Source organism: Pseudomonas sp. 43mfcvi1.1 (assembly GCF_900115935.1).
Lineage (GTDB): Bacteria > Pseudomonadota > Gammaproteobacteria > Pseudomonadales > Pseudomonadaceae > Aquipseudomonas > Aquipseudomonas bijieensis.
On sequence record NZ_UETT01000008.1, the window covers coordinates 216,406 to 232,187 of the forward strand.

Sequence of the window (15,782 nt, forward strand, 5' to 3'; positions counted from 1 at the left end):
CTGATCCAGAATCTGCTGTGACAGACCCGGCGCATCGCGAGCAGGCTCGCTCCCACACTGGAATGCACTCCCCTTGTGGGAGCGAGCCTGCTCGCGATGGCGTCATCACTCACACCACTGTTATCGCACACAAAAAAATACCCCAGCCTCTCGACCGGGGTATTTCTTCAAGCACTTACCACTACATCAATGGTTAACCGCCCCGCTCGCCCCCAAACCAGTCTGCGAACGCACGAACTGCGGGAAGAACAGCGCCCGCTCGTTTGCGCCTTCAGCCGATTTGTCGGTGATGGAGAAGAACCAGATGCCGACGAAGGCAATCGCCATGGAGAACAGCGCCGGGTATTCATACGGGAAGATCGCCTTCTCGTGACCCATGATCTGCACCCAGATGGTCGGACCGAGCACCATCAGGCCCACGGCACTGACCAGGCCCAGCCAGCCACCAATCATGGCGCCACGGGTGGTCAGTTTCTTCCAGTACATCGAAAGCAGCAGTACCGGGAAGTTGCAGCTCGCCGCGATGGAGAACGCCAGGCCCACCATGAACGCGATGTTCTGCTTCTCGAACAGGATACCCAGGCCGATCGCCAGCACCGCCAGGGCGATGGTGGTGATTTTCGACACACGAATCTCTTCTTTCTCGTTGGCCTTGCCTTTCTTGATCACGCTGGCATACAGGTCATGGGACACCGCCGAGGCACCGGCCAGGGTCAGGCCTGCTACCACCGCCAGGATGGTGGCGAACGCTACGGCCGAAATGAAGCCCAGGAAGATACTGCCGCCCACGGCGTTGGCCAGGTGCACCGCCGCCATGTTATTACCACCGAGCAAGGCACCTGCCGCGTCCTTGAAGGCCGGGTTGGTGCTGACCAGCAGGATCGCGCCGAAGCCGATGATGAAGGTCAGGATGTAGAAGTAGCCGATGAAACCAGTGGCATACAGTACGCTCTTGCGCGCTTCCTTGGCATCGCTCACGGTGAAGAAGCGCATCAGGATGTGTGGCAGGCCGGCGGTACCGAACATCAGTGCCAGGCCCAGGGAGAAGGCCGAGATCGGATCCTTCACCAAACCGCCAGGGCTCATGATCGCCTCGCCTTTAGGGTGCACCTTGACCGCTTCGGCAAACAGCATGTTGAAGTCGAAGTTGACGTGCTTCATGACCATCAACGCCATGAACGAAGCACCCGACAGCAACAGCACCGCCTTGATGATCTGTACCCAGGTGGTGGCCAGCATGCCGCCGAACAGCACGTAGAGGCACATCAGGACACCCACCAGGATCACCGCGACGTGGTAGTCCAGGCCGAACAGCAGCTGGATCAGCTTGCCGGCACCGACCATTTGCGCGATCAGGTAGAACGCCACCACCACCAGCGAGCCGCAGGCGGACAGACTGCGGATCTGGGTTTGCCCCAGGCGATAGGACGCCACATCGGCAAAGGTGTATTTACCCAGGTTACGCAGGCGCTCGGCGATCAGGAACAGAATGATCGGCCAGCCCACCAAAAAGCCGATGGAGTAGATCAGGCCATCGTAGCCAGAGGTAAACACCAGGGCGGAAATACCCAGGAAGGACGCTGCCGACATGTAGTCGCCCGCGATTGCCAGGCCGTTCTGGAAGCCGGTGATCTTGCCGCCGGCCGCATAGTAGTCGGCCGCCGAGTTGTTTTTCTTGGATGCCCAGTAGGTGATGTATAAAGTCGCGCCAACGAAGGCCACGAACATCAGGATAGCCGGGACGTTGAGGGGCTGTTTCTGCACGGCACCGGTCAGGGCTTCAGCCGCCCAGGCGCCCGGAGCGAACGCTGCGATGCTCAATAGAGCCAGTAGACGCCGGATCATTGCTGAGCCTCCTTGAGAATCGCATTGTTCAGGTCGTCGAACTCGCCGTTGGCGCGCCGCACGTAAATACCGGTCAGGATGAAGGCCGAGACAATCAGACCGACACCGATGGGAATGCCCCAGGTAATGGTGGACTCAGGCGTGATCTTGGCCCCGAGAATGTGTGGCCCGTAGGCGATCAGAAGAATGAAGCCGGAATACAGCCCAAGCATGATCGCCGAGAGAATCCAGGCGAACTTTTCCCTTTTTCTCACCAGCTCCTTGAAGCGCGGGCTGTTTTGAATCGAGAGGTAAATGCTGTCGTTCATTGTTTTTATCCTCGCAGCACAGATTTAATTGGAACGACTCTACTCTATGCGGCTCAAGGCGAGGTTCCAGACGACCTTAGTATTAGAACGACATGACGGTTTTGCCAGTTTTCCGCAAACTTTAGCTACGCCCTCCTCAAGTGGGAGCGAGCCTGCTCGCGATTGCAGTAGCACATTCAGCATAGATGCAAGCAGATGCACCGCTATCGCGAGCAGGCTCGCTCCCACAAGGGATTTGCATGCACTTGAGAATTTCGGGCACAAAAAAACCGCATGACACACGCTCATGCGGTTTTCGGAACAGTCAGACCAGGTCGATTACTTGATCCACTCCGCCACGCGATCCGGGTGCTTGGCGACCCAGTCCTTGGCAGCGGCTTCCGGCTTGGCGCCTTCCTGGATCGCCAGCATGACTTCGCCGATCTCGTCTTTCGACGCCCACTGGAATTTCTTCAGGAACGCTGCCACTTCCGGGGCCTTGGTATCCAGCTCCTTGCTGCCGATGCTGTTTACAGTCTCAGCCGCGCCGTAGACGCCTTTCGGGTCTTCCAGGAAGCGCAGTTTCCACTTGGCGAACATCCAGTGCGGCACCCAACCGGTGACGGCGATGGATTCGTTTTTCTTCTCGGCACGGGTCAGCTCGGCGATCATGCCGGCGCCGGAACTGGCCTTGAGTTGATAACCGGTCAGGTCGTAATCCTTGATCGCCTGTTCGGTCTTGAGCATCACGCCTGAACCGGCGTCGATGCCGACGATGCGCTTCTTGAAGGAATCGTCGGTCTTGAGATCCTCGAGCGACTTGGCCTTGACGTACTCCGGCACGATCAGGCCGATTTTCGCGTCCTTGAAGTTGGGGCCGTAATCGACCACGTTGTCTTTGTTCTTGGTCCAATAGTCGCCGTGAGTCACCGGCAGCCAGGCCGAGAGCATCGCGTCGAGCTTGCCGGTGGCCACGCCTTGCCACATGATCCCGGTCGCGACCGCTTGCAGTTTCACGTCATAACCAAGTTTCTGCTTGATCACTTCGGCGGCCACGTGGGTGGTCGCGACGCTGTCGGACCAGCCGTCAACGTAACCGATGCTCAGGGTTTTGGTTTCGGCGCTGGCCAGGGTGGAGCTGATCGCCAGTACCAGTGCGGCACCTGCGCCCAAGAGTCGTCGCATCTTCATCGTTACTTCCCCGAAAGTGCTGCGCCCGGCGGATGCCGAGCGACGTCAACGTATTGTTATGGTGCTCAGCGCCCCCATCACGCTCACCTGCAAACCGGCCCGCACGCCAGTGGAGTACTGACTCGTTGATCATCAACCTGCGCCGATCCGGAACCTGCTCTGCCTGCGACGTCGAAGCAACGAGAAACGACATCAGAACGCCACCCCCCCTTTTGTTCCAGGCATTAGTAGCAGCGCCACACGAAAGATTTTGCGGTCAAATCCGGCAAACGCCAGATAACTAGCCGCCACCACGCCCGACCGTGTATCGTCCCGCTACTATCGCACCCCGTCCGCGCCTGTTTTGTGCCCGTCATGGCACTTGGCTCTGCTTCGGTGGTCATAGCCTGCGAACCTCATTCGGCACCTTCCTCTAAGGGATTCAGTCATGCTCCGTTCCTTGCGCTTCGCTGCCCTTCTCGGCGGCCTTATCCTGAGTGCGTCCGCGCTGGCGGCAGATATTGACGCCGCCAGCTATGGCTACCCCTTGACCAACCCGTTCGAGGCGACCATCGCCACCACGCCGCCGGACCTGCGTCCGGAGCTGCCGCTGATCGAAGACATCAACCAGGCCGACCACAGCCTGACCCTGCGCCCGGAACGCGAGTTCATCCTGCCGGACAACTTCTGGCCGGTGAAAAGCCTCACCTACCGCATGGCCACCCAGGACAAGCCCGCGCCGCTGATTTTCCTGATCGCCGGCACCGGTGCGCGCTTTGACAGTAGCATCAATGAATACCTCAAGCGCCTCTACTACAAGGCCGGCTACCACGTCGTGCAGTTGTCATCGCCCACCAGCTTCGACTTCATGAGTGCCGCTTCGCGCTTCGCCACGCCAGGCATTTCCAAGGAAGACGCCGAGGACATGTACCGGGTGATGCAAGCCGTGCGCGCGCAAAACCCCAAGCTGCCCGTGACCGAGTATTACCTCACCGGCTACAGCCTCGGCGGCCTGGATGCGGCCTTCGTCGCCCACCTGGACGAAACCCGGCGCAGCTTCAATTTCAAGAAAGTGCTGTTGCTCAACCCACCGGTGAACCTCTACACCTCGATCACCAACCTGGACAAACTGGTCCAGACCGAGGTCAAGGGCATCAACAGCACCACGACCTTCTATGAACTGGTGCTGAACAAGCTGACCCGCTACTTCCAGCAAAAGGGCTACATCGACCTCAACGATGCCCTGCTCTATGACTTCCAGCAGTCCAAGCAGCACCTGAGCAACGAACAGATGGCGATGTTGATCGGCACCTCGTTCCGCTTCTCGGCGGCCGACATCGCCTTCACCTCGGACCTGATCAACCGTCGCGGCCTGATCATCCCGCCCAAGTTCCCGATTACCGAAAGCACCAGCCTGACGCCGTTCCTCAAGCGCGCGCTGCAATGCGATTTCGACTGTTACCTCACCGAGCAGGTGATCCCCATGTGGCGCGCGCGCACCGACGGTGGCAGCCTGCTGCAACTGGTCGACCAGGTCAGCCTGTACGCACTGAAGGATTACCTGCACGACAGCCCGAAGATTTCCGTCATGCACAATGCCGACGACGTCATTCTTGGCCCGGGCGACCTGGGCTTCCTGCGCAAGACCTTTGGCGATCGCCTGACGGTTTATCCACTGGGCGGCCACTGCGGCAACCTTAACTACCGCGTCAACAGCGACGCCATGCTGGAGTTTTTCCGTGGCTAAATACCTGCTGCTTATCGCCGCGTTAATGAGTGCGGGCATGGTCCATGCCGACAACAGCAAGGCCAATGCGCCTGTGGTGGTGGATTCGGACGGTTTCAAGGAACCGCTGACCAAGCTCAAGTTCAACCCGGGACTGGACCAGCGCGAGTTCGAGCGCTCCACGCTCAACGCCCTGAACGTCTATGACCCGCTGGAGTCCTGGAACCGTCGGGTCTATCACTTCAACTACCGCTTCGACCAGTGGGTATTCCTGCCCGTGGTCGACGGCTACCGCTACGTCACGCCCAGCTTCGTGCGCACCGGGGTGAGCAACTTCTTCAATAACCTGGGGGACGTGCCGAACCTGATGAACAGCCTGCTGCAATTCAAGGGCAAGCGTTCGATGGAAACCACCGCGCGACTGTTGCTCAACACCACCGTCGGCATTGCCGGCCTGTGGGACCCGGCCACCGCCATGGGCCTGCCGCGCCAGAGCGAAGACTTCGGCCAGACCCTGGGCTTCTACGGTGTGCCTGGCGGCGCGTACTTCGTGCTGCCGATCTTCGGCCCTTCGAACCTGCGCGACACCTCGGGCCTGCTGGTGGACTATACGGCTGAATCTGCGATCAACTTCCTGAACGTCTCCGAAGTCAGCGGCAACCACCCGGAACTCCTGCTCCTGCGTGGCGTGGACAAGCGCTACCAGACCAGCTTCCGCTATGGGCAACTGAACTCGCCGTTCGAGTATGAAAAGGTGCGCTACGTGTACACCGAATCGCGCAAACTGCAGATTGCCGAATAACTTCTGGCTACCCCAAAACCCACTGTGGGAGCGAGCCTGCTCGCGATAGCGATCTGTCAGCCGACATGAAGCTGACTGTCAGGCCCTCATCGCGAGCAGGCTCGCTCCCACAATGGTTATGTATTGCCCGATTCAGCCTTTCAGCGCCTTCCAGACTTTGCCAACCGCCAGCACACCCACCAACACGGCTGCCCCCGCGACAATCCCCGCCACCGCATTCAATAACATCGGCACGATAAACCCGGCACCGCCGGCGCTGGCCGTCACGCCTTCGATCCAGTGATGCACCACTGGCACGCCATGGGTGAGGATGCCGCCGCCCACCAGGAACATCGCCGCCGTGCCGATCACCGACAGGCTTTTCATCATGTAGGGCGCGGCGCGCAAGATGGCACCGCCGATGTTTTTAGCGACTTGTCCGGGCTTCTGCGTCAGCCAGAGCCCCAGGTCATCGAGCTTGACGATCCCGGCCACCAGGCCATAGACGCCAACGGTCATGACGATGGCGATGCCCGACAGCACGATCACCTGCTGGGTCAGTGCGGCATCGGCAACGGTGCCAAGGGTGATGGCGATGATTTCCGCCGACAGGATGAAGTCGGTGCGTACGGCGCCCTTGATCTTGTCCTTTTCAAAAGCCACCAGATCGACCGCCGGATCCGCCACCGCCTCGACCAGTTGCGCGTGTTCGGCCTGGTCTTCGGCCGGGCTGTGGAGGAACTTGTGGGCCAGCTTTTCGAACCCTTCGAAACACAGGTAGGCGCCGCCCACCATCAACAGTGGCGTCACCAACCAAGGGACGAAGGCACTGATCGCCAGCGCCGACGGCACCAGGATCAACTTGTTGATGAACGATCCCTTGGCCACCGCCCACACCACCGGCAGCTCCCGCTCGGCACGCACACCAGAGACTTGCTGGGCATTGAGCGCCAGGTCATCGCCCAGCACGCCGGCGGTTTTCTTGGCGGCCATCTTGGTCATCAACGCTACGTCGTCGAGCACGGTGGCGATATCGTCGATCAGTACCAGCAAACTGCTTCCGGCCATGGAGGGGCTCCTTGAACAATAATGCTGCGCAGCATACCGCGAGCAGCGCCCCCATAGGGCATTCTTGAGCGCCGCGCGAGGCCGGTGCTACCATGCGCCACCGCCAGAATAGGCAAGGAACCCCTGGGTTTATGAGCACGATCCGCGAGCGCAACAAAGAATTGATCCTGCGTGCCGCCAGCGAAGAATTTGCCGACAAGGGCTTCGCCGCGACCAAGACCAGCGACATCGCGGCCAAGGCAGGCCTGCCCAAACCCAACGTCTACTACTATTTCAAATCCAAGGAAAACCTCTACCGCGAGGTCCTGGAAAGCATCATCGAGCCGATTCTCCAGGCTTCGACACCGTTCAATGCCGACGGCGTGCCCGGTGAAGTGCTGAGCCATTACATCCGCTCCAAGATCCGCATCTCCCGCGACCTGCCCTTCGCCTCGAAAGTCTTCGCCAGCGAGATCATGCACGGCGCCCCGCACCTGAGCCCCGACCTGGTGGAACAACTCAACGCCCAGGCCCGGCACAACATCGATTGCATCCAGACCTGGATCGACCGCGGCCAGATCGCCCCCATCGACCCCAACCACCTGATGTTCAGCATCTGGGCCGCCACCCAGACCTATGCCGATTTCGACTGGCAGATCAGCGCCGTGACCGGCAAGGCCAAGCTCGATGAAGCGGATTACGAAGCGGCGGCGCAGACGATTATCCGGTTGGTGTTGAAGGGGTGTGAGGTGGATCGCTAGGCTCAGGACCGAGTAGCCGCCATCGCGAGCAGGCTCGCTCCCACAGGGTTCTGCTGTGAATGTAGATTCTGCGAGCAACCTAAATCCCTTGTGGGAGCGAGCCTGCTCGCGATAGCGGTAACTCGATTTCATGTCAAAGCCAAATGGCATCCCACAGCGGATAATCGCCAAGTCGCTTCACCAGGCCAGCCCGCAATGGGTTAGCGACGACATAGCGAGCCATTATTATCAACTCGTCCTCCCGCCGCAGGGCCCGGTCATGAAATCCTTGCTGCCAAAGGCTGACTTTAATTACCCAGGCGCAGATTTACAGCTTTGGTACTCAATGATTTGGTCCTTTGCATCAACTCACTCAAAGATCCCCTGCGCAATTCGATCAACCAATGGAAATGATCAGGCATGACCACCCAGGCCAATGAGTCGGCCCAGCCTTGTTCCTGAGCTTTTCGAAATTGCTCAACGACCAATCTACCCAGGACAACGTCCTTAAAAACTGGTACGCGGCCAGATGTGTTGGTGGTCAGTAAATAAACCCGACTGGATTCGGCGTAGCGACCGAGGCGCAGTTTATGTGAAGCAGGTGAACCAGGCATTCCTTGCCCCTTTAATGATTGACTCATGAAGAAGGCTAGATCTGTGAATGCCTGGATAGGAGGCAAACTTTTTAGCTTGATGTGTCTGCTAGATGGCCATCGCGAGCAGGCTCGCTCCCACAGTGTGGATTTGCGGCGTTTGCAGAATCTGTGCCCAACTCCACCCTCTGTGGGAGCGAGCCTGCTCACGATAGCGAACGATCAACCACCGCAAATCAAATAGTAACCCCCACATCCGCCCTCAACAGCACCGCCTCCACGGCCCTGACCGCCACCTGCTCATCCACATCCGAAACATCCCCACTGACACCAATCGCCCCCAGCACCCTCCCATCCTGATCCCTGATCAACACCCCACCCGGGGCCGGTACGACGCTGCCCTGCCCCAACCCATTCAACGCGGCAAAGAACGCCGGGCGTTGCTGGGCGTCCTGGGCGAGCAGGCGCGAGCCTTTGCCCAGGGCGATGGCGCCCCAGGCCTTGCCGATGGCTATTTGTGGGCGCAGCAGGCTGGCGCCGTCTTCGCGTTGCAAGGCAACCAGGTGCCCGCCGCTGTCCAGGACCGCGACGGTCAAGGGTGCGGCGCTGATTTCACGACCCGCGGCAAGGGCCTGCCCCGCCAGGTTGACGGCAATTTCCAAGGTTAGAACGCTCATGGGTGCTGTCCTTCTTTTGTTATGGGAGAGCCTTGCTGGCTTCACTTTCAGCAAAACCGAACACAACAAATAGAACACAACATCACATATTTTTGTATACAATAATTATCTCAATTTCCATAAAGCGATGAAATACCGCAGCGAAACCTAGGTTCAGACGAATGAAACAGGCGCTTGATGAAATGAATTGACCTGCGCCGTTTGCCATGAATACACTCTGCGCAAAGCCGCTTGTATACAATTACAAAACGTAAGAGGCACAAAACCATGAGCAAAATGAGAGCAATCGAAGCCGCCGTCCTGGTGATGCGCCGTGAAGGCGTGGACACCGCCTTCGGCATCCCGGGTGCTGCAATCAACCCGCTGTACTCGGCCTTGCAGAAGGTGGGTGGCATCGATCACGTCCTCGCTCGCCACGTTGAAGGCGCCTCGCACATGGCCGAGGGTTACACCCGGACCAAGGCTGGCAACATCGGCGTATGCATTGGCACCTCGGGGCCGGCCGGCACCGACATGGTGACCGGGCTCTACAGCGCTTCGGCCGATTCGATCCCGATCCTGTGCATCACCGGGCAAGCACCCCGCGCCCGCATGCACAAGGAAGACTTCCAGGCCGTGGATATCACCAGCATCGTCAAGCCGGTGACCAAGTGGGCGACCACCGTGCTGGAGCCGGGCCAAGTGCCGTACGCGTTTCAGAAAGCCTTCTATGAAATGCGTTCCGGCCGGCCGGGCCCGGTGCTGATCGACCTGCCGTTCGATGTGCAGATGGCCGAGATCGAATTCGACATCGACGCCTACCAACCGCTGCCCCTGGCCAAACCCGCGGCCAACCGCGTGCAGATCGAGAAAGCCCTGGCGATGCTCAATCAGGCTGAGCGGCCATTGCTGGTGGCCGGCGGCGGCATCATCAATGCCGATGCCAGCGAGCTGCTGGTGGAGTTCGCCGAGCTGACCGGCATCCCCGTCATCCCTACCTTGATGGGCTGGGGCACCATTCCCGACGATCATCCGCAGATGGTCGGCATGGTCGGCCTGCAAACCTCCCACCGCTACGGCAACGCCACCTTGCTCAAATCGGACGTGGTGCTGGGCGTCGGCAACCGCTGGGCCAACCGTCATACCGGTTCGGTGGACGTCTACACCGAAGGCCGCACGTTCATTCACGTGGACATCGAGCCGACTCAGATCGGCCGCGTATTCACGCCCGATCTGGGCATCGTTTCCGACGCCGCCTCGGCCCTGACGGTGTTCATCGAAGTGGCCCGCGAATGGCAAGCCGCCGGCAAGCTGAAAAACCGCAGCGAATGGCTGCAAGACTGCCAGCAACGCAAGGCCAGCTTGCAGCGCAAGACCCACTTCGACAACGTGCCGGTCAAGCCACAGCGTGTGTATGAAGAAATGAACCAGGTGTTCGGCAAGGACACCTGCTACGTCAGCACCATCGGCCTGTCACAGATCGCCGGGGCGCAATTCCTCCATGTCTATAAGCCACGGCACTGGATCAACTGCGGCCAGGCCGGCCCGTTGGGCTGGACCATTCCGGCCGCGCTGGGGGTGGTCAAGGCCGACCCCAGTCGCAAGGTCGTCGCGCTGTCGGGTGACTATGATTTCCAGTTCATGATCGAAGAGCTGGCGGTGGGAGCGCAGTTCAAGCTGCCTTACATCCACGTCGTGGTAAATAACTCCTACCTGGGCCTGATTCGCCAGGCCCAACGCGGGTTCGACATGGACTACTGTGTGCAACTGTCCTTCGACAACCTCAACGCCCCGGAACTCAACGGCTATGGCGTGGACCACATCGCCGTGGCCGAAGGCCTGGGGTGCAAGGCGCTGCGGGTGTTCGAACCGGCCGGTATCCAACCGGCCCTGCGCCAGGCCCAGGCGATGATCGAGGAGTTCAAGGTGCCGGTGATCGTCGAGATCATCCTGGAGCGGGTCACCAATATTTCCATGGGCACCGAGATCAACGCTGTCAATGAGTTTGAAGACCTGGCGCTGGTGGGTAACGATGCACCGACAGCCATTTCGTTGCTCGATTGACATACCAGTGTGGGAGCGGGCTTGCTCGCGAAGACGGTTTCAGATCCAACAAAGATGTCGGCTGACACACCGCTTTCGCGAGCAAGCCCGCTCCCACAGGGACCTACCAATATTTGCCGGAGACCTACCATGCCGCGTTTCGCCGCCAACCTGTCCATGCTGTTCACCGAGCAGGATTTCCTCGCCCGTTTCGAAGCCGCCGCCAAGGCCGGTTTCACGGGCGTCGAATACCTGTTCCCTTACGACTACAGCTCGGCCGAACTCAAGGCCTTGCTCGATGCCAACGGCCTGGCCCAAGTACTGTTCAACCTGCCAGCCGGCGACTGGGCCAAGGGCGAGCGCGGCATCGCCTGCCTGCCGGACCGGGTCGAGGAATTCCGCGCCGGTGTCGACCTGGCGATTGCCTACGCCCAGGTGCTGGGCAACACCCAAGTCAACTGCTTGTCGGGAATTCGTCCGCAGAACTGCTCTGAAACCCTGGTGGAGAAAACCTTCGTCGCCAACTTGAAGTACGCCGCCGAGAAGCTGCAAGCCAAGGGCATCAAGCTGGTCATGGAAGCCATCAACACCCGCGACATTCCCGGCTTCTATCTGAACAACACCGCCCAGGCCCTGGCGATTCGCGAGCAAGTGGGCAGCGCCAACCTGTTCCTGCAATACGACATCTACCACATGCAAATCATGGAGGGAGACCTGGCCCGTACCCTGGAAAGCAACCTGGCGGCGATCAACCACGTGCAACTGGCGGATAACCCCGGTCGCAACGAGCCGGGCACGGGCGAGATCAACTACCGCTTCCTGTTCGAACACCTGGACCGCATCGGCTACCAGGGTTGGGTCGGCTGCGAATACAAGCCGCTGACCAGCACCGAAGCGGGATTGGGCTGGTTGAAAACCTTGTGGGAGCGAGCCTGCTCGCGATAGCGGTAGTCCAGCCAGCATCTTTGTTGAATGTAGAACCGCCATCGCGAGCAGGCTCGCTCCCACAAAAAAACTGTCTCCCATTTGCTTGAAGCAATACAAAAACAAGAGGATTTCCCCATGGCTAAAATCGGATTCATCGGCACCGGCATCATGGGCCACCCCATGGCCTTGAACCTGCAAAAGGCCGGGCACAGCCTGTTCCTGTCCCAGCACCACGACGCGGCCCCGGCCGATCTGCTGGCCGGCGGCGCGGTGGCGTTGGCCAACCCGAAGGAAGTGGCCCAGGAAGCCGAGTTCATCATCGTCATGGTCCCGGACACCCCGCAGGTCGATGACGTGCTGTTCCGCGCCGATGGCGTGGCGGCTGGCGTGGGAGCGGGCAAGATCGTGATCGACATGAGTTCGATCTCCCCCACCGCCACCAAGGCATTCGCGGCGAAGATCAATGAAAAAGGCGCCCAGTACCTCGACGCCCCGGTGTCCGGCGGTGAAGTCGGGGCCAAGGCTGCGACCCTGAGCATCATGGTCGGTGGCGACAGCGCCGCTTTCGAGCGCGCTCTGCCGCTGTTCCAGGCCATGGGCAAGAACATCACCCTGGTGGGCGGTAACGGCGACGGCCAGACCGCCAAAGTGGCGAATCAGATCATCGTCGCCCTGAACATCCAGGCCGTGGCCGAAGCCCTGTTGTTCGCCGCGAAAAACGGCGCCGACCCCGCCAAGGTCCGTGAAGCCCTGATGGGCGGCTTCGCTTCGTCGAAGATCCTCGAAGTGCATGGCGAGCGCATGATCAAGGGTACCTTCGACCCGGGCTTCCGCATCAGCCTGCACCAGAAGGACCTGAACCTGGCCCTGCAAGGCGCCAGGGAACTGAACATCAACCTGCCCAACACCGCCAATGCCCAGCAAGTGTTCAGCACCTGCGCGGCCATCGGTGGCAGCAACTGGGATCACTCGGCGTTGATCAAGGGGCTGGAACATATGGCCAGTTTCTCCATTCGCGATAACTGACATACCCCATAACCCTGTGGGAGCGAGCCTGCTCGCGATAGCGGACTTTCAGTCGACATCGATGTTGGATGTCAGATCCTCATCGCGAGCAGGCTCGCTCCCACAGGTCATGCGTCACTCAGCCAATAATAAGAATCGGGAGCCCGCCATGTCGGTCGATCCGCAACAATTGCTGCGCGAGCTGTTTGCCACAGCCATCGACGCGGCCCATCCGCAGCACGTCCTTGAACGCTATCTGCCAACCGATCGCAGCGGTCGGGTGATCGTCATCGGCGCCGGCAAGGCGGCCGCCGCCATGGCCCAAGTGGTCGAGCGCTGCTGGCAGGGCGAAGTCTCTGGCCTGGTGGTGACCCGCTACGGCCATGGCGCGCCCAGCCAGAAAATCGAAGTCGTGGAGGCCGCCCACCCGGTGCCTGATGCCGCTGGCCTGGCCGTGGCCCAGCGGGTACTGGACATGGTGAGCAACCTCAGCGAAAACGATCGCGTCATCTTCCTGCTGTCTGGCGGCGGTTCTGCCCTGCTCGCCTTGCCCGCCGAAGGCATCACCCTGGCCGACAAGCAATCGATCAACAAAGCCTTGCTCAAATCCGGCGCGACCATCGGCGAGATGAATTGCGTGCGCAAGCATCTCTCGGCGATCAAGGGCGGACGCCTGGGCAAGGCTTGCTGGCCGGCGACGGTCTACACCTACGCGATCTCCGACGTACCGGGGGACCTCGCCACGGTCATCGCCTCCGGCCCCACCGTGGCCGATCCGAGCACATCGGCCGAAGCCCTGGCGATCCTCAAGCGCTACCACATCGATGTGCCGGCCTCGGTGCGCCACTGGTTGCAAAGCCCCGAATCGGAAACCGTCAAGCCCGGCGACCCAAGCCTGGCCCGCAGCCACTTCCAATTGATCGCCCGTCCCCAGCAATCGCTGGAAGCGGCGGCGGTAAAGGCGCGCCAGGCTGGTTTCAGCCCATTGATCCTCGGCGACCTGGAAGGTGAATCCCGGGAAGTGGCGAAAGTCCACGCTGGCATCGCCCGGCAGATCGCCTTGCATGGCCAGCCACTGGCGGCGCCGTGCGTGATCCTCTCCGGTGGCGAAACCACCGTCACCGTGCGCGGCAATGGCCGTGGCGGACGCAACGCCGAATTCCTGCTGAGCCTGACCGACAGCCTCAAGGGCCACCCTGGCATCTACGCGCTGGCCGGCGACACGGACGGCATCGATGGTTCCGAAGACAACGCCGGCGCCCTCATGACCCCGGACAGCTATCGCCGCGCCGCCGAACTGGGCCTGAGCGCCAGCGACGAGCTGGATAACAACAATGGCTACGGCTACTTCGCCGCCCTGGATGGGTTGATCGTCACTGAACCGACCCGCACCAACGTCAACGACTTTCGCGCCATCCTGATCCTCGAGGAGCCCAACCATGACGCCTGATAAAAAGGTCAAGATCCTCGCGACCCTCGGCCCCGCCACCCGTGGCATCGATGACATCCGCGAGCTGGTACAGGCTGGCGTGAACATCTTCCGTCTGAACTTCAGCCACGGCGAGCATACCGACCACGCCCAGCGCTACCAGTGGATTCGTGACGTCGAGCAGCAGCTCAATTACCCGCTGGGTATTCTCATGGACCTGCAAGGCCCGAAGCTGCGGGTTGGCCGATTCGCCGACGGCAAGGTCCTGCTGCAACGCGGCCAGGCCCTGCGCCTGGACCTGGACCCGACGCCCGGTGATCAACACCGGGTCAACCTGCCTCACCCGGAAATCATCGCGGCCCTGGAGCCCGGCATGGACCTGCTGCTGGACGACGGTAAGTTGCGCCTGCGCGTGACTGCCAGGCACGCCGACGCCATCGATACCGAAGTGCTCAATGGCGGTGAGTTGTCCGACCGCAAAGGTGTGAACGTGCCCCAGGCCGTGCTCGACCTGAGCCCGCTGACGGCCAAGGACCGGCGTGACTTGAATTTCGGTCTGGAACTGGGCGTGGACTGGGTAGCGCTGTCGTTCGTGCAGCGCCCCGAGGACATCCGCGAAGCCCGGGCGCTGATCGGCGACAAGGCGTTCCTGATGGCGAAGATCGAGAAGCCATCGGCGGTGACCCAACTGCGGGAAATCGCCGAATTGAGCGACGCAATCATGGTGGCTCGCGGAGACTTGGGCGTCGAGGTGCCGGCCGAGAGCGTGCCGCAGATCCAGAAGAACATCATCGGCACCTGTCGCGCCCTCGGCAAACCGGTAGTGGTGGCGACCCAGATGCTCGAATCGATGCGTTTCTCCCCGGCACCGACCCGTGCGGAAGTCACCGACGTAGCCAACGCCGTGGCCGAAGGGGCCGATGCGGTGATGCTGTCGGCGGAAACCGCTTCAGGCGATTACCCACTCGAAGCCGTGCAGATGATGAGCAAGATCATCCGCCAGGTGGAAAGCGGTCCCGACTACCAGTCTCAACTGGACGTCAGCCGGCCAAAAGCCGAAGCCACGGTGTCGGATGCCATCAGCTGCGCGATCCGGCGCATCAGCAGCATCCTGCCGGTGGCGGTGCTGGTGAACTACAGCGAGTCCGGCAGTTCCAGCCTGCGCGCGGCACGGGAACGGCCGACGGTGCCGATCCTCAACCTCACGCCGAACCTGCAGGCCGCCCGCCGCCTGACCGTGGCCTGGGGCGTGCACTCGGTGGTCAATGATCGGCTGCGGCAGGTCGATGAGGTGTGCTCCACCGCCCTGGAAATTGCCCAGGCCCAGGGCATGGCCCAGCGTGGCGATACCTTGCTGATCACAGCGGGCGTACCGTTCGGGCAGCCGGGGTCGACCAATTCGTTGCGCATTGAGACGTTGCTCTAGCGCCTGTACTGGCCACATCGCGAGCAGGCTCGCTCCCACAGGGGGGTTTGTGATCGCCGCAAATCCAGTGTGTGGGAGCGAGCCTGCTCGCGATGAGGGCAACTCGG

Annotated in this window: 13 protein-coding genes and 1 pseudogene; 8 read left to right on the forward strand and 6 right to left on the reverse strand. The window is 60.8% G+C overall.

All coding sequences use genetic code 11. The annotated features are described in order from the left end of the window. Window positions 1-186: 186 nt before the first annotated feature. The 3 genes from DTP52_RS17405 to DTP52_RS17415 all read right to left on the reverse strand — a co-directional run bounded on the left by DTP52_RS17405 (window position 187) and on the right by DTP52_RS17415 (window position 3,323). Entirely contained in the window at window positions 187-1,845 is a 1,659-nt protein-coding gene (locus DTP52_RS17405; RefSeq protein WP_109754463.1) for a cation acetate symporter, read from the reverse strand. Then, complete coding sequence (locus tag DTP52_RS17410; RefSeq protein WP_060741155.1) at window positions 1,842-2,153, reverse strand: DUF485 domain-containing protein; 312 nt, start codon at window positions 2,151-2,153, stop codon at window positions 1,842-1,844. The genes DTP52_RS17405 and DTP52_RS17410 overlap by 4 nt, the downstream gene beginning before the upstream one ends. A 318-nt stretch (window positions 2,154-2,471) precedes the next feature. Further along, window positions 2,472-3,323, reverse strand: coding sequence for a glycine betaine ABC transporter substrate-binding protein (locus DTP52_RS17415; RefSeq protein WP_109754464.1), 852 nt, complete (start codon window positions 3,321-3,323; stop codon window positions 2,472-2,474). A 427-nt stretch (window positions 3,324-3,750) separates the two neighbouring features. Here DTP52_RS17415 and DTP52_RS17420 point away from each other — a divergent pair, with 427 nt between their 5' ends. Then, on the forward strand, window positions 3,751-5,049 hold the full coding sequence (locus tag DTP52_RS17420) for a serine/threonine protein kinase (RefSeq protein ID WP_109754465.1): 1,299 nt from the start codon (window positions 3,751-3,753) through the stop codon (window positions 5,047-5,049). Continuing rightward, window positions 5,042-5,830, forward strand: coding sequence for a VacJ family lipoprotein (locus tag DTP52_RS17425; RefSeq protein ID WP_109754466.1), 789 nt, complete (start codon window positions 5,042-5,044; stop codon window positions 5,828-5,830). The genes DTP52_RS17420 and DTP52_RS17425 overlap by 8 nt, the downstream gene beginning before the upstream one ends. Before the next feature lie 132 nt (window positions 5,831-5,962). On the opposite strand, the gene DTP52_RS17430 is transcribed toward DTP52_RS17425, so the two are convergent. After that, window positions 5,963-6,877: a DUF808 domain-containing protein gene (locus tag DTP52_RS17430; protein WP_109754467.1), complete on the reverse strand. Its 915-nt coding sequence runs from the start codon at window positions 6,875-6,877 to the stop codon at window positions 5,963-5,965. Between the two features lie 131 nt (window positions 6,878-7,008). Here DTP52_RS17430 and DTP52_RS17435 point away from each other — a divergent pair, with 131 nt between their 5' ends. After that, on the forward strand, window positions 7,009-7,617 hold the full coding sequence (locus DTP52_RS17435) for a TetR/AcrR family transcriptional regulator (RefSeq protein ID WP_046065644.1): 609 nt from the start codon (window positions 7,009-7,011) through the stop codon (window positions 7,615-7,617). Window positions 7,618-7,750: 133 nt separating this feature from the next. On the opposite strand, the pseudogene DTP52_RS17440 reads toward DTP52_RS17435, so the two are convergent. Then, a pseudogene (locus tag DTP52_RS17440) lies at window positions 7,751-8,210 on the reverse strand (transposase). Window positions 8,211-8,425: 215 nt separating this feature from the next. Next, window positions 8,426-8,866, reverse strand: a complete 441-nt coding sequence (locus DTP52_RS17445; protein ID WP_109754468.1) for a heme-binding protein — start codon at window positions 8,864-8,866, stop codon at window positions 8,426-8,428. A 267-nt stretch (window positions 8,867-9,133) separates the two neighbouring features. Here DTP52_RS17445 and gcl point away from each other — a divergent pair, with 267 nt between their 5' ends. From gcl to pyk, 5 genes are all read left to right on the forward strand, one after another. Continuing rightward, window positions 9,134-10,909: a glyoxylate carboligase gene (gcl, locus tag DTP52_RS17450; protein WP_109754469.1), complete on the forward strand. Its 1,776-nt coding sequence runs from the start codon at window positions 9,134-9,136 to the stop codon at window positions 10,907-10,909. A 129-nt stretch (window positions 10,910-11,038) separates the two neighbouring features. Continuing rightward, window positions 11,039-11,833: a hydroxypyruvate isomerase gene (gene hyi, locus DTP52_RS17455; protein WP_109754470.1), complete on the forward strand. Its 795-nt coding sequence runs from the start codon at window positions 11,039-11,041 to the stop codon at window positions 11,831-11,833. A gap of 117 nt (window positions 11,834-11,950) precedes the next feature. Then, window positions 11,951-12,841, forward strand: a complete 891-nt coding sequence (locus DTP52_RS17460; RefSeq protein WP_109754471.1) for a 2-hydroxy-3-oxopropionate reductase — start codon at window positions 11,951-11,953, stop codon at window positions 12,839-12,841. A 148-nt stretch (window positions 12,842-12,989) separates the two neighbouring features. Further along, complete coding sequence (locus DTP52_RS17465; protein ID WP_109754472.1) at window positions 12,990-14,270, forward strand: glycerate kinase; 1,281 nt, start codon at window positions 12,990-12,992, stop codon at window positions 14,268-14,270. After that, the gene (gene pyk / locus DTP52_RS17470; RefSeq protein ID WP_109754473.1) at window positions 14,260-15,675 is read left to right on the forward strand and encodes a pyruvate kinase; all 1,416 of its coding nucleotides are present in this window, start codon (window positions 14,260-14,262) and stop codon (window positions 15,673-15,675) included. Before DTP52_RS17465 ends, pyk begins: the two co-directional genes overlap by 11 nt. Window positions 15,676-15,782: the final 107 nt, after the last annotated feature.

Bases quoted from the DNA above. Each gene is read 5' to 3' on its own strand.
- gcl (WP_109754469.1), top strand. From the start codon at position 9,134: ATGAGCAAAATGAGAGCAATCGAAGCCGCCGTCCTGGTGATGCGCCGT.
- DTP52_RS17460 (WP_109754471.1), top strand. From the start codon at position 11,951: ATGGCTAAAATCGGATTCATCGGCACCGGCATCATGGGCCACCCCATG.
- pyk (WP_109754473.1), top strand. From the start codon at position 14,260: ATGACGCCTGATAAAAAGGTCAAGATCCTCGCGACCCTCGGCCCCGCC.
- DTP52_RS17405 (WP_109754463.1), bottom strand. From the start codon at position 1,845: ATGATCCGGCGTCTACTGGCTCTATTGAGCATCGCAGCGTTCGCTCCG.
- DTP52_RS17435 (WP_046065644.1), top strand. From the start codon at position 7,009: ATGAGCACGATCCGCGAGCGCAACAAAGAATTGATCCTGCGTGCCGCC.
- DTP52_RS17445 (WP_109754468.1), bottom strand. From the start codon at position 8,866: ATGAGCGTTCTAACCTTGGAAATTGCCGTCAACCTGGCGGGGCAGGCC.
- DTP52_RS17415 (WP_109754464.1), bottom strand. From the start codon at position 3,323: ATGAAGATGCGACGACTCTTGGGCGCAGGTGCCGCACTGGTACTGGCG.
- DTP52_RS17420 (WP_109754465.1), top strand. From the start codon at position 3,751: ATGCTCCGTTCCTTGCGCTTCGCTGCCCTTCTCGGCGGCCTTATCCTG.
- DTP52_RS17410 (WP_060741155.1), bottom strand. From the start codon at position 2,153: ATGAACGACAGCATTTACCTCTCGATTCAAAACAGCCCGCGCTTCAAG.
- hyi (WP_109754470.1), top strand. From the start codon at position 11,039: ATGCCGCGTTTCGCCGCCAACCTGTCCATGCTGTTCACCGAGCAGGAT.
- DTP52_RS17430 (WP_109754467.1), bottom strand. From the start codon at position 6,877: ATGGCCGGAAGCAGTTTGCTGGTACTGATCGACGATATCGCCACCGTG.
- DTP52_RS17465 (WP_109754472.1), top strand. From the start codon at position 12,990: ATGTCGGTCGATCCGCAACAATTGCTGCGCGAGCTGTTTGCCACAGCC.